The sequence below is a fragment of the Litoreibacter halocynthiae genome, assembly GCF_004365635.1.
Classification (GTDB): Bacteria; Pseudomonadota; Alphaproteobacteria; order Rhodobacterales; family Rhodobacteraceae; genus Litoreibacter; species Litoreibacter halocynthiae.
The window spans coordinates 90,073-102,674 of the sequence record NZ_SOBH01000004.1 but is presented as its reverse complement, the minus strand read 5'-3'; the positions used below and the strand labels follow the sequence as shown (position 1 = coordinate 102,674).

The window sequence follows — 12,602 nt, the reverse complement described above, 5'->3', positions numbered from 1 at the left end:
TTTAGCTATGTCGGACCAATGGTTGTTTATGACTGCGAGCGACTTGGGTCGTGGAATTGAAGCAGGTGAGATCGATCCGGTCGCCTTGACTGAAGCTTATCTTGAAGCAGCACGAAATCATGAGTTTTTAGACCGCATTTATGCGCGTTTGACGGAAGGTCGTGCGATGGACGAGGCCACGGAGGCCAAGAGGCGTGCAGATATGGGCCAGCGGTGTGGGTTGCTCGATGGTGTTCCGATTTCGTGGAAAGATTTGTTCGATACCGCTGGGATAGCCACCGAAGCGGGTAGTGCTTTGCTGAAAGACCGCACGCCAGACTCTGACGCGGAAGTTCTGGCGAATGCGACGCAGGCAGGAACTGTCTGCCTTGGGAAAACACACATGTCGGAGCTGGCGTTTTCAGGCCTTGGTCTTAATCCGGTAACAGCCACCCCGCCGTGCATCAACGACGTGAGCGCCGTCGCCGGCGGGTCGTCCTCCGGTGCGGCGACGTCAGTTGCGTTTGGACTGGCTGCGGCTGGAATAGGCTCTGATACGGGCGGTTCGGTCCGTATTCCTGCAGCCTGGAACGACTTGGTGGGCCTGAAGACAACCATCAACAGAATTTCTGTAAAAGGCGCTGTTCCACTTTGCCCGCGTTTCGATACAGTCGGCCCCTTGTGCCGGTCGGTTGAGGACGCGGCACAGTTGCTTGCCACTTTGGAGGGTGGCCGCGTAGCTGATTTGCGCGGCGCTTCGCTTGACGGTGCACGGCTGATGATCCTCGACACAATCGCGTTCGATGACATCCGCGGCGAGCCTCTTGCGGGGTTCAACAGTGCAGTCGAGCGTCTGAAAGCAGCTGGTGCAATCGTGGAACGCAAGGAGGTGCCCGAGATTGCAGAAGCGCTCGCCTTGTCGGGCACGTTGTTTGCACCGGAGGCGTACGGGGTTTGGAAAGACGTGATTGAAGAAAACCCAAGCGTCATGTTTCCCGAAATTCTGGAACGCTTCCGCTCCGGCGCGGGCATATCAGGGCCTGATTATGTTGCGGGATGGCGTCGCCTTGAAGCGATTATTTCGATTTGGAACGAGTGTATCTCGGGCTTTGACGCCGTAATTTTACCGACCTCTCCAATTTTACCACCCAACGCCGAACGGTTGCTGACTGATAGCGATTATTACGTCACCGAGAACTTGTTGGCGCTGCGGAATACAAGGGTTGGCAACCTGATGGGGTCCTCTGGCGTCACTTTGCCAACCGGTTTGGCGTCAACAGGGATTATGTTTCTTGGTGCTCCTTACGCGGAGGAACGATTGCTGCGCTTGTGCGCTGCCGCAGAGGATGCGCTCGGCTAATGGGCCAAAAAGTCACAGGCTTGTGACCACATTGCTGAAATTGCGGCGCTTTTTCTGGACCGCGGCCTGCGCATTGGGGTAGCTTGGTCTAAACGGGGCGACCATGATCCCGATCCTTGAGGCAGTAATAGTAGGTCCCAATGACCTTTCCTGAGCGGTTTTCGAACCTGCCACCATATGCATTTCCGCGTTTGCGGTCGCTACTCGCCGGGCTGGAGCCGGGCGGAGAGCCTGTGGATATGACAATCGGCTCGCCTCAGCATCCCTTTCCTCACTGGATTACCGACATTATTGCGGCGCATGCGTCCGGCTTCGGCGGGTACCCGCCAAACGAGGGAACGCCGGAACTACAGGCAGCAATCGCGGCTTGGATCGCCCGTCGATACGGCGTTGCAGTCGATGCGGCTACGCAAATTTTGGCACTGAACGGCACCCGCGAAGGCTTGTTCAACGCGGCTTTGGCTCTGTGCCCAGAAGATAAGAACGGTACACCCGTCGTTTTGATGCCGAACCCGTTTTACCAAGTATATGCCGTTGCTTCGCTGGCTGTAGGTGCGGAACCGATTTATGTGCCCGCGACGCTGGAAACCGGCTTTTTACCTGATTTTTCTGCCCTACCGGAAGATGTGTTGAACCGCACAGCGATTGCTTATCTTTGCTCGCCCTCCAATCCACAGGGTGCGGTCGCGACGCCAGAATACTGGGCCGACTTGTTGGCTTTGGCCGAGAAATACGACTTCAAGATATTCGCCGACGAATGCTATTCCGAAATCTATCGTTCTTCTGCGCCGATGGGCGCGTTAACGGCCGGTAAGGACCATGATCCGGAACGTGTGGTTTTGTTCAACTCACTATCAAAGAGGTCCAACCTTGCAGGCCTGAGGTCAGGCTTCGCAGCGAGTGGCCCCGAAAACATCAAGCGGCTGAAGGCACTGCGCGCATATGCAGGCGCTCCATTGCCGCTGCCGTTGCAACGCGTGGCCGAAATGGTTTGGGCTGACGAAGACCATGTTGAAGCAAACCGCGCCCTTTACCGAGAGAAGCTGGATTTCAGCGATACGCTGTTTGGTGATGTGGATGGCTACAAGCCACCAGAAGCGGGCTTCTTTTTGTGGCTCCCTGTCAAGGATGGGGAAGACGCAACGAAGCAGCTTTGGAGTTCCACGGGAGTCAAAGTTCTACCCGGTGCATATCTGGGTCGCGATTATCAGGGGGCTAACCCCGGCACGAATTATATCCGGGTGGCCTTGGTCGCCCCAATGAACGAACTGCAGCCGGGGCTGACCCGTCTCAAGAGCTGCATATACGGTTGAAGGTGAGGAAGTAGATATGGCGTATCAGGCAAGGCCACGCGATCCGTTTTTGGACAGCGATATGCAGGCGGCAATCGAGAAACGAGGCAAGGAACTGTTCGGTTTCGGGCTTCTGGCGGTTGGCGTTATGGTGACCATGCTTCTGCTTTCATATGTACCCGAAGACCCAAGCTGGATGTCTGCCACAGATGAGCCTGCAAAAAACTGGCTGGGCCGATTTGGAGCTTACCTTGCGAGCCCGTTGTTCATCATCGTCGGCTTCGGCGCTTGGGCTATTCCATTCGTCACCGTGGTTTGGGGGCTTCGATTTGTTATGCATCGCGGAGAGGGGCGGGCGGTTGGCCGACTGATTTTCGCTCCGTTGGCCATCGCTTTGGCCTCGGTCTACGCTTCAACCCATGTCCCTGTGAGCGAATGGACCCATTCCTTTGGGTTGGGCGGCTTGTTCGGCGACACCGTTCTTGGTGCGATCCTTGGTGTGGCTCCGATCAGCGCGACCTTCGGGCTCAAGGTGTTGGCGTTCATTGTCTTTTTCGGTTTGTTGTTTTTGTCCCTGTTTGTGCTGGGCTTCGATCGGTCAGAGATCAAAGCCGTCGCGCGTTTTATGTTGGTCGGCGTCATCCTGACATATGCCAGCATCATGAAGCTGATAGGCTCGACAGGCAAAGGTGCCGTACTCGCGGCAAGCAAAGCCAACGAAATTCGGGTGCAGCGTAAAGAGGCACGTCTTAGTGCCGTTGAAGAGTCCTATCAGGACGACGCGCCAATTCCCGGACCATCGTTGCGTCGTGCGCCTGTCGTGCATGCGCCACAACCACTTGCCGCGCCGCAGATCGAAGTCGAGAAACCTGCCGCCAAACCAAGTCTGCTTGCTCGCTTGCCGGGATTGAAGCCGCGGGATGCCGAACCGGAACTATATGATGAACCTGCGGTAATTCACGATGATGTGGACCCAGAAGACCGCATAAAGTCAAAGATTTCAGACGTTATCAAAAACCGTGGTCGCCGGACAAAGCCGCTTGAATATACCGACGAGCCGTCAATGCGTGCGGAACCGCAACTCACTCGCGGACGTGGTCCAGAGCCTCTGCGTATTGATCCTGCTTTCCGCGAGACCGCTGAACAGCACTATGTGGACGAAGATGAACTGATCGAACCGGTATCAGCAGCTCCCGCGCTGACACGTGTTAACGCGCCATTGACCAAGCCGGTTGTACAGCAACCTGTCCGCAAGCCTGTTGCGCCGTCCAAACGGGCCGTTGCGGAGGCGCAGCCGGCGTTGCAATTCGAGGACAACAGCTCTGATTTTGAGCTGCCTCCCCTAAATCTTCTGACCAGTGCATCCACCGTGGAACGCCACGTTTTAAGCGATGAAGCGCTGGAAGAAAACGCGCGTATGCTTGAAGCCGTTTTGGACGACTATGGCGTGAAGGGGGAAATCGTTTCCGTTCGCCCCGGCCCGGTTGTCACAATGTATGAATTGGAGCCCGCACCGGGTTTGAAGGCTTCTCGTGTGATCGGATTGTCGGACGACATTGCGCGATCAATGTCCGCCTTGTCCGCACGTGTTTCAACTGTGCCGGGTCGCACTGTGATTGGCATCGAACTGCCGAACGAAAAGCGCGAAATGGTTGTGCTTCGCGAAATCCTCTCGGCTCGTGACTTCGGTGATGGAAATCAGAAACTGCCGCTGGCGTTGGGCAAGGACATTGGTGGCGAGCCGATTGTCGCCAACCTTGCCAAGATGCCCCACCTGCTGATCGCGGGTACAACTGGGTCTGGTAAATCCGTAGCCATCAACACGATGATCCTGTCGCTGCTCTACAAGCTGACGCCGGAAGAATGCCGTTTGATCATGATTGATCCGAAGATGCTGGAACTCAGCGTTTATGACGGTATCCCTCACCTGCTGTCGCCCGTTGTAACCGACCCTAAAAAGGCGGTTGTGGCCCTGAAATGGACCGTGGGCGAAATGGAAGAGCGTTACCGCAAGATGTCCAAGATGGGCGTGCGGAACATTGACGGCTACAACAGTCGCGTGAAAGACGCGCTTGCCAAAGGTGAGCTGTTCTCGCGTACTGTTCAGACCGGTTTCGACGACGAAACCGGCGAGCCGATCTTCGAGACAGAGGAATTTCAGCCTGAAACCATGCCATATATCGTGGTCGTGGTGGACGAGATGGCGGACCTGATGATGGTTGCCGGCAAGGAAATCGAAGCCTGCATCCAGCGTCTTGCACAGATGGCGCGTGCGTCCGGTATTCACTTGATCATGGCAACGCAACGCCCTTCGGTCGATGTTATTACAGGCACTATCAAAGCCAACTTCCCAACGCGGATTTCCTTCCAAGTGACGTCGAAAATTGATTCGCGGACGATCCTTGGCGAGATGGGTGCCGAGCAGCTGTTGGGCATGGGCGACATGCTTTACATGGCTGGCGGTTCTAAAATCACACGTATTCACGGCCCGTTTGTGTCTGATGAAGAGGTTGAGGAAATCGTCAACCACCTCAAGTCTTTCGGACCACCGACATATATGTCGGGCGTTGTTGAGGGGCCAACCGATGAGAAATCCAATGACATCGACATGGTGCTTGGCCTCGGTGGGAATACCGACGGCGAGGATGCGCTGTATGACACTGCCGTTCAGATCGTGTTGAAAGACCGTAAATGTTCGACCTCTTATATCCAACGCAAGCTGGCGATCGGATACAACAAAGCTGCGCGCCTTGTTGAGCAAATGGAAGAAGAAGGCGTGGTCTCACAAGCCAATCACGTTGGCAAACGCGAGATTCTTGTGCCTGAGCAGCATTAACGGTCGCGCAATATTGCGCCATATGTCAGCTTCGTGAAGGGCCGAGGGTTTAAACCCCCGGCCTTTTGCTTATCTTGAGGTCATGATGATAAAACAACTGATCCTTGCCCCTGTTCTGTCGCTTGCTTTGGCGGTGCCAGCTATGGCTGAGAAGATTTCGCTTTCGCAAATCTCCAACTATCTCAACAGCTTCCAGACAGCGAAGGGTGACTTTACGCAGATCAATGAGGACGGGTCGGTGACGACCGGGGAAATCCTGATCAAACGGCCCGGGCGCGTTCGATTTGATTACGCCCCACCCGATGACAGCCTTGTCATTGCTGGCGGCAGTCAAGTTGCGGTTTTTGATCCGAAATCAAACGTCCCACCAGAGCAGTTCCCTTTGAAGCGCACTCCGCTGAACTTGATTTTGGCACGGAACGTCGATTTCAGCCGCTCTAACATGGTTGTTGGCCATCGCGACGATGGCACGGCGACTGTCGTGAAGGTGCAGGACCCGCAGCATCCAGAATACGGCAATATTCAGCTGAAATTCACGTCTAATCCGGTTGAACTTCGCCAATGGGTTATCACCAACGATGCAGGTGGCCAGACCACTGTCATTCTTGGCGAGCTGAAGAAAGGTGTCAAAATCGGCGCGCGCCCCTTCAACATTCCTCAAGAAATTCAGGCGAGGGGGCTAAACTAGGCCCCCTATGCCTTGCCGCAGCTGATCAGCTGGTAACGGTACATTTCAGAGCGGTCAGCGACCGCCTGAGAGACCCGTAGCAACCATGATTTACGGTTATACGACCCACGGGCGAAGCCTGTGCGACCTTCATGATAGGCCAGATATTGGTTGCGCGCGTCGTATTTAGAAATACCCAGACGCTCGGAACTGCCGTCCATATACCAACCCATGAAGTCCACGGCATCGCGGAACTTGTCACGCTTGGCGCTTTGGCGGCGCTGGTCCACTTTGTACTCTTTCCATGTGGCATCAAGGGCCTGACTAAAGCCATAAGCCGAGCTTTGCCGCCCCATCGGGATGACGCCAATCGCGTATCGGAACGGCGTACGTGCGTCGCTCACGAACTTGCTTTCTTGATGGATGGTTGCCATCTGCACATGAACCGGGACGCCCCATTTGCGCTCCACAGCTTTCATGTCTTTTAGCCAACTAGCGCGCTGGGAAACAATGGAGCACGCGTTGTCGAGGTTGTTCGGCGCGCTTCCTCCGCCGCCGCCACATGCCGACACAAGAAGAACAAACGCTAACGCGGTGAAGATCTTTTTCATGGTACCTGCTCGCCTTGATTTGGGCTTTATGCCTCTTTGGCTTTTCAGAATCTTAGCGCAAAATCCGGCCTAGGCAAACTCCGCAATCGTTATGTTTAAACCAAAAACGTTAACGTGAGCGGGATATAGGCAACAGATAGCAGCGTGGAGACCACCACAAGGCCGGCGACAGCATCGCTGTCGGCCTCGTATTTGACCGACAACAGATAGGAGGTCACAGCAACCGGGGTGGAGACCTGTAGAATCAGCACGGCCAACGGGGTTTGCGATAATCCGAACCACAGTCCGGCAGCTACGGCGGCTGCGATGCAAATGCAGGCTTTCAGGAGTGATGCGACGATGGCTTTGCTCACCCCCTGTGGTTTCAGGCGGGCGACAGCAACCCCGAGCGTGATCAGCATCATGGGAATCGCCATCTGTCCGATGAGATCAATAGAATTCGTCAAGAAACGAGGTGTTTCCCAATCCATCACCAAAAACAGCGCTCCGAGGAGCGTGGCTCCAACCAATGGTTCTTTGATTACCTTACTGACCGACCCCCCTCCTGACACGAGCCACACACCGAAGGTGAACGAATAAATCGCCATAATCGCGAAGATCACCACTGCATAACCAAGCCCTTCATCGCCGAAGGCGAACAAAGCGAGAGGCAGGCCAAGGTTTCCGGTATTCCCAAAAATCAAAGGCGCTAAATAGGTACGGACATCCATCCGTCCGAGCTTCACCAGCAGAAAACATCCAGCTGTTACAATGGCATAGGCAGTAACCGCCGCCAGAGAGACTTTGGTCAACGCATCAGGAGCGATCTCGGTGCGCATCAGGGCAGAAAAGATGAGGCACGGGACTGAAAGGGTCATCGCCAGCCGCGTCACGAACTCGATTCTGTAGTCGAAACCAAGTTTTACCCATGCGAATCCGATGGCTGCGAGAATGAACACCGGAGCGACAATCTCTAAAACTGTTAAAATTAAGTTCACAGACTGTTTCCCTGAAAATCGGTGCCCATTTATGGACAAATCACCCGCTGAGGGTCTATCTAGGAGGGGTAGGGGTTGCAATGTTATGCTGAAAACTCAAGCTAAATTCACGCTGGGCCAAATTGTGCGCCATAAGAAACATCCCTTCCGGGGGGTGATTTTTGACGTGGATGCCGAGTTTTCGAACACTGAAGAATGGTATGATAACATTCCCGCTGAAAGCCGGCCAAACCGTGACCAACCGTTCTACCATCTGCTCGCCGAGAACGATGAAAGCTACTACGTGGCATATGTGTCCGAGCAAAACCTCGCGGCCGATATGACCGGAGAGCCTGTCGATCACCCCGATCTAAGCGCCATGTTTGGTGACTATGACGGGCGCGGAAGGTACCCGCTGCAGTTCGACTTCAACTAGTACCCCAACGCGCAACCGTCTTTCCGTGGGTCGGATGCCCCGTGAAGAACACCGTTTACCCTGTCGATGAAGATTGCTTGTGCGCCGCCGATCGGGCCATTTGGTATCGTGACGTTATGGCCTAAGTCGCTCAGTTCTTGCCGTGCGGCGTCCGAGTACCCTCGTTCCACCCTCAACTCACCTTCATCGGAGAAGCAACGGGGGGCGTCGATCGCAGCCTGTGGATGCATATCGAAATCCACAAGGTTGGTCACAAAGCGCGCGTGCCCACAGGGTTGGTAGGCACCACCCATGACGCCAAACGGCATTACAGTTTCACCGTTCTGACGCAGCAAGCCCGGAATGATCGTGTGCATTGGCCTTTTGCCGCCAGCAGCTTCATTCGGATGACCTTCCTCAAGCGAAAATCCGCAGCCTCGATTCTGGAACAAGACTCCGAATTTGTCGGAGGCAATACCAGAGCCAAAGCTGTGAAAGATTGAATAGATCAGCGACACGGACATCAAATCCTTGTCCACGACTGTGATGTAAACCGTATCTTTGTGTACCTGCTCGGACAGTACGCTCGGCGATGACATGGCTTTTTGGGGGTCAATAAGTGCTGCCAAGTCTGTGGCCGTTTCGGGCGCGAGCATATGATTGATGCGGGTGGTGAAATCCGGATCTGCCAAGAACCTGTTGCGCGCGTCGTAGGCAAGTTTTGAGGCTTCGATCTCAATATGGGCGCGCGCTGAACCGAGCGGGTCCATCGACGCCAAGTCAAAATGGCCGAGTATGTTGTTCATCAAAATCGCAGTGGCACCTTGCCCGTTTGGCGGGTGCTCAACCAAATCTGTTCCTTTGTAGACACCGGAAACCGGAGCCGTGTAGTCACACGAAGTTTCGGCGAAATCGTCAAGGGTGTGGGTGCCGCCCGCGGCTTGCAACGATGTCACCATATCTTCCGCCACTTCACCCTCGTAAAAGCCGGCGCGCCCACGCTCGGCGACGAGTCGTAGAACTTCTGCTTGCTGTGGTGAGCGGAACAACTGACCAGGTTTCGGAGCTTTGCCTTCCAGTAGGTAATATTTTGCTGCCGCCCCTTTTGGGGTGTCTTCTGCCTGCGTCCAATCGAAACTGGTGCGTGGGGCCACTGGCACACCGGCCTCGGCGTAGTAAATGGATGGCGCAAGAATTGCCTTGAGGCCAAGTTTTCCGTGATTCTTGCTGAGGCGGCAAAACGCGTCGATCGCACCGGGCAGGGTGATCGCGTCAACGGTGTCCACTGGAACATTTTTGAGCTTTTTCTTGCGTATTTCAGAAGCAGACAGCCCTTTCGGCGCGCGCCCCGACCCGTTCAATGCGATAATATCAGGCTCTCCGGGCTTGCTGAGCAATACGAAGCAATCGCCGCCGATGCCGGTCATCTGGGGTTCGCAAAACCCAAGCAATACCGCCCCGGCGATGGCCGCATCGACTGCGTTTCCACCAGCCTCCAGCATCTGCACAGCAACTTTAGCAGCCAATGGATGAGACGTGGCGCACATGCCATTTGTCGCGAATACCGTCGAGCGTCCGGGTTGATGAAAGTCGCGCATGATATTGGCTCCCCTGTGGTTAAACGAGAGGATAGGCGTCAAAATGGGAATGTCTATGGAAGATGGAAAGATCGGGAAACGGCCGCAAGAATGGTCCTCGGCGTCGCGCATCTGGGTGGGGGCTGATAACACGACGCCGAGTGAAGCTCTGCAGCTACACCAAATTTTTCGCATTGGAGTGTGGCGTCTCGACGAGAAAAATTAGACCATTGAGAGTGAATAACATGGCAAAAATGTGAACTGTTCAGCCTTGTGATTAAGTGTGATCTTTCAGGGTTTCTGAGTTGCCATTTCGGAAACAGTTGGGATCTGCACACAGAAAATATTCTGTGAAGCTGCGCGGCGATATTCCATGTGGGACGAAAGACTGCGGATAAAGAACCATCCGAATCCGCCTTCGGGAAGATCATCGATACTCACTGGTAAATCTTCTAGCTCTGCTTCAGGTGGGTTTAGGCCGGGCATTGGCAATCCATAATCCCGCGTCTCGACCGAGATCATGTCGTCCGTGCAAAGGACCGAAACGATGATGTCTCCAAGATTGGACTGGTTGTAGCCATGTTCGGCGATGTTGTTCAGCACTTCCGCCAAAACAATTTCGGTACTGATAATCCCCTCCGATTGCGCCGGAAATTCGTGCTGCAAACGCTTCATAATTTCCACAATCGTATCACGGATGGAGATCGGGTCTGCGTTGATTGTTTCTTCGTAGTGAAGGCGGGGAGCTCCAAAAGAGAGTGGCAAACGGGCCAAGCTGCTCATGCGGCGTCCACACCCTTCGGGCTATTATATGTGAGGGCATCTTTCATACTGGCGTGCACTGGAAACACCTTATCCATACGGGTAAGCCGGAATACTTTGTCGACTGCCGCAGTCAGATTACACAATTCCAACTTACGCCCATCCAAAGACTTCAATGCGGCGACCATCGCCCCCAGACCACTGCTGTCCATAAAGGTGACAGAGGCAAGGTCCATGATGACACGCTTCGCTGGAGCGGCGGTCGCATTTTTGAATTCGTCTTTGAAGTGGATCGCGCTGGCTGCATCAATACGTGTCGCTGACAGCGTCAGAACAAGTATGCCATCTTGGTGTGTTGTCGTTTGCATCATGGTCCGTGCTCCTGATCTTTTCAGGTTCTTGGACTAGACGCCAAAGGTTACCATTCGGTATGCATTCGATCATGGCTATCAGCAAAGGTGTTTCAAAATGTCCGTATATATCATTGGTGCAAGCCGAACCCCGATGGGCGGTTTTCAAGGTGCCCTGAGTGGTGTCGATGCTCCCCAACTTGGCGGGGTCGCCATCAAGGCGGCGCTTGCGCAATCCGGCCTGACCACAGTTGATGAGTTGTTGATGGGATGCGTGCTGCCTGCGGGTCAGGGTCAAGCACCCGCACGTCAGGCGGGATTCGCGGCCGGACTCGGCGAGGAGGTTCCGGCCACGACTCTGAACAAGATGTGCGGCTCGGGGATGCGAGCCGCGATGATGGCGTTTGACCAGCTTGCTCTGGGCCATGTGCAAACCATGGTCGCGGGCGGCATGGAGAGTATGACCAACGCGCCGTATTTGCTGCCGAAAATGCGCGGCGGGGCGCGGATCGGGCATCAGGCGGTGCAGGATTCGATGTTTCTCGACGGGTTGGAGGACGCCTATGACAAGGGTCGCCTGATGGGCACCTTTGCCGAGGATTGCGCCGAGGCGTTCCAGTTCACCCGCGAGGCGCAGGACGACTATGCCTTGCGGTCCCTGTCCAACGCTCTGGCGGCGCAGGAAAGCGGCGCCTTCACGTCGGAAATCGCGGCGGTCGAGGTGCAAGGCCGCAAGCCCTACACGGTGTCGCAGGACGAGCAGCCCGGCAACGCCCGGCCAGAGAAAATCCCGCAACTTAAACCGGCATTCCGCGACGGTGGCACGGTGACCGCTGCGAATTCGTCTTCTATCTCGGACGGGGCGGCCGCACTGGTCATGGCGTCCGAGGCGGGTGTGAAAGCCCATGGCCTGACGCCCCGCGCCCGTGTGATCGGTCATACCAGCCACGCGCAGGCGCCGGGGCTGTTCACGACCGCGCCTGTGCCTGCGGCGAAGAAGCTGCTGGAGCGGATCGGGTGGGAGGTCGCGGATGTCGACCTTTGGGAGGTTAACGAAGCCTTTGCCGTGGTGCCTATGGCGTTCATGCATGAAATGGGGCTGGAGCGGGATATCGTGAACGTCAACGGCGGCGCGTGTGCCTTGGGCCACCCGATTGGCGCGTCGGGCGCGCGGATCATGGTCACCTTGCTGAATGCGCTCGAAACCCGTGGCCTCAAGCGTGGCGTCGCGGCGATCTGCATCGGCGGCGGCGAAGGCACCGCGATTGCCATCGAGCGGGTCTGAATGGTCGACTACTACACACTCGCAAAAACCATCGACGCACTGGTCGAGGGTGAGGACGACGCGGTCGCCCTGATGGCCACGGTCGCGTGTGAGGTGCACCATGCTGACGACCGTTTCGACTGGACAGGATTCTACCGCGTTGTCGGGCCGGAATTGCTGAAAATCGGACCCTATCAAGGCGGACATGGCTGTTTGACGATCCCGTTTTCGCGCGGGGTTTGCGGCGCGTCGGCAAGATTGGAACAGGTGCAGTTGGTGCCGGATGTCGAGGCCTTCCCCGGTCACATCGCCTGCGCGTCCTCCACCCGCTCGGAGCTGGTATTGCCGGTGTGGGACGGGTCAGGACGGCTGATTGCGGTGTTCGATATAGACAGCGATCAAGCGGATGCGTTTACGACCGAGGACGCAGAGCGTCTGGCGGCAATTCTCACGGCGGTGTTCGGCAGGGTTTGACCCTGTGCGTGCAGATTTTTCTTGCGCGACTCATGCGATTTGCTCTTTGGTGAAAAAAT

At 55.7% G+C, this 12,602-nt stretch carries 12 protein-coding genes; 7 read left to right on the top strand and 5 right to left on the bottom strand.

Going from position 1 to position 12,602, the window contains the following annotated elements; genetic code table 11:
• Window positions 1-7: 7 nt before the first annotated feature.
• The 4 genes from BDE40_RS15810 (at window position 8) to BDE40_RS15795 (ending at window position 6,155) form a co-directional block, all read left to right on the top strand.
• Complete coding sequence (locus BDE40_RS15810) at window positions 8-1,339, top strand: amidase (RefSeq protein ID WP_134016176.1); 1,332 nt, start codon at window positions 8-10, stop codon at window positions 1,337-1,339.
• Window positions 1,340-1,479: 140 nt separating this feature from the next.
• The gene (locus tag BDE40_RS15805) at window positions 1,480-2,652 is read left to right on the top strand and encodes an aminotransferase class I/II-fold pyridoxal phosphate-dependent enzyme (protein WP_134016174.1); all 1,173 of its coding nucleotides are present in this window, start codon (window positions 1,480-1,482) and stop codon (window positions 2,650-2,652) included.
• Between the two features lie 16 nt (window positions 2,653-2,668).
• Window positions 2,669-5,467, top strand: coding sequence for a DNA translocase FtsK (locus BDE40_RS15800; RefSeq protein WP_134016172.1), 2,799 nt, complete (start codon window positions 2,669-2,671; stop codon window positions 5,465-5,467).
• Between the two features lie 82 nt (window positions 5,468-5,549).
• Window positions 5,550-6,155, top strand: coding sequence for a LolA family protein (locus BDE40_RS15795; RefSeq protein WP_073145617.1), 606 nt, complete (start codon window positions 5,550-5,552; stop codon window positions 6,153-6,155).
• Between the two features lie 5 nt (window positions 6,156-6,160).
• On the opposite strand, the gene BDE40_RS15790 is transcribed toward BDE40_RS15795, so the two are convergent.
• Window positions 6,161-6,745 (bottom strand): transglycosylase SLT domain-containing protein, encoded by a 585-nt coding sequence (locus BDE40_RS15790; protein WP_134016170.1) that lies wholly within the window; start codon window positions 6,743-6,745, stop codon window positions 6,161-6,163.
• A 95-nt stretch (window positions 6,746-6,840) separates the two neighbouring features.
• Window positions 6,841-7,722 carry an AEC family transporter gene (locus BDE40_RS15785; RefSeq protein WP_134016168.1) on the bottom strand — a complete coding sequence of 294 codons (882 nt, stop codon included), beginning with the start codon at window positions 7,720-7,722 and terminating at the stop codon, window positions 6,841-6,843.
• An 85-nt stretch (window positions 7,723-7,807) separates the two neighbouring features.
• Here BDE40_RS15785 and hspQ point away from each other — a divergent pair, with 85 nt between their 5' ends.
• On the top strand, window positions 7,808-8,137 hold the full coding sequence (gene hspQ / locus BDE40_RS15780; RefSeq protein WP_134016166.1) for a heat shock protein HspQ: 330 nt from the start codon (window positions 7,808-7,810) through the stop codon (window positions 8,135-8,137).
• On the opposite strand, the gene BDE40_RS15775 is transcribed toward hspQ, so the two are convergent.
• The 3 genes from BDE40_RS15775 to BDE40_RS15765 all read right to left on the bottom strand — a co-directional run bounded on the left by BDE40_RS15775 (window position 8,134) and on the right by BDE40_RS15765 (window position 10,826).
• Window positions 8,134-9,714: a gamma-glutamyltransferase family protein gene (locus BDE40_RS15775; RefSeq protein WP_134016164.1), complete on the bottom strand. Its 1,581-nt coding sequence runs from the start codon at window positions 9,712-9,714 to the stop codon at window positions 8,134-8,136. The genes hspQ and BDE40_RS15775 overlap by 4 nt on opposite strands.
• A gap of 270 nt (window positions 9,715-9,984) precedes the next feature.
• A complete protein-coding gene (locus BDE40_RS15770) occupies window positions 9,985-10,476 on the bottom strand; it encodes an ATP-binding protein (protein WP_134016162.1) in 492 nt (163 codons plus the stop codon).
• Window positions 10,473-10,826 (bottom strand): STAS domain-containing protein, encoded by a 354-nt coding sequence (locus BDE40_RS15765; protein WP_134016160.1) that lies wholly within the window; start codon window positions 10,824-10,826, stop codon window positions 10,473-10,475. The genes BDE40_RS15770 and BDE40_RS15765 overlap by 4 nt, the downstream gene beginning before the upstream one ends.
• 97 nt (window positions 10,827-10,923) lie before the next feature.
• Between BDE40_RS15765 and BDE40_RS15760 the strand changes: the two genes are divergently transcribed.
• Window positions 10,924-12,090, top strand: a complete 1,167-nt coding sequence (locus BDE40_RS15760) for a thiolase family protein (protein ID WP_134016158.1) — start codon at window positions 10,924-10,926, stop codon at window positions 12,088-12,090.
• On the top strand, window positions 12,091-12,543 hold the full coding sequence (locus BDE40_RS15755) for a GAF domain-containing protein (protein WP_134016156.1): 453 nt from the start codon (window positions 12,091-12,093) through the stop codon (window positions 12,541-12,543). It abuts the gene before it with no gap.
• Window positions 12,544-12,602 lie beyond the last annotated feature (59 nt).

What these genes read in the sequence shown, in the direction of transcription:
- BDE40_RS15795 (WP_073145617.1), top strand. Translation starts at nt 5,550, where the DNA reads ATGATGATAAAACAACTGATCCTTGCCCCTGTTCTGTCGCTTGCTTTG.
- BDE40_RS15760 (WP_134016158.1), top strand. Translation starts at nt 10,924, where the DNA reads ATGTCCGTATATATCATTGGTGCAAGCCGAACCCCGATGGGCGGTTTT.
- BDE40_RS15790 (WP_134016170.1), bottom strand. Translation starts at nt 6,745, where the DNA reads ATGAAAAAGATCTTCACCGCGTTAGCGTTTGTTCTTCTTGTGTCGGCA.
- BDE40_RS15810 (WP_134016176.1), top strand. Translation starts at nt 8, where the DNA reads ATGTCGGACCAATGGTTGTTTATGACTGCGAGCGACTTGGGTCGTGGA.
- BDE40_RS15755 (WP_134016156.1), top strand. Translation starts at nt 12,091, where the DNA reads ATGGTCGACTACTACACACTCGCAAAAACCATCGACGCACTGGTCGAG.
- BDE40_RS15770 (WP_134016162.1), bottom strand. Translation starts at nt 10,476, where the DNA reads ATGAGCAGCTTGGCCCGTTTGCCACTCTCTTTTGGAGCTCCCCGCCTT.
- BDE40_RS15765 (WP_134016160.1), bottom strand. Translation starts at nt 10,826, where the DNA reads ATGATGCAAACGACAACACACCAAGATGGCATACTTGTTCTGACGCTG.
- BDE40_RS15805 (WP_134016174.1), top strand. Translation starts at nt 1,480, where the DNA reads ATGACCTTTCCTGAGCGGTTTTCGAACCTGCCACCATATGCATTTCCG.
- BDE40_RS15775 (WP_134016164.1), bottom strand. Translation starts at nt 9,714, where the DNA reads ATGCGCGACTTTCATCAACCCGGACGCTCGACGGTATTCGCGACAAAT.
- BDE40_RS15800 (WP_134016172.1), top strand. Translation starts at nt 2,669, where the DNA reads ATGGCGTATCAGGCAAGGCCACGCGATCCGTTTTTGGACAGCGATATG.
- hspQ (WP_134016166.1), top strand. Translation starts at nt 7,808, where the DNA reads ATGCTGAAAACTCAAGCTAAATTCACGCTGGGCCAAATTGTGCGCCAT.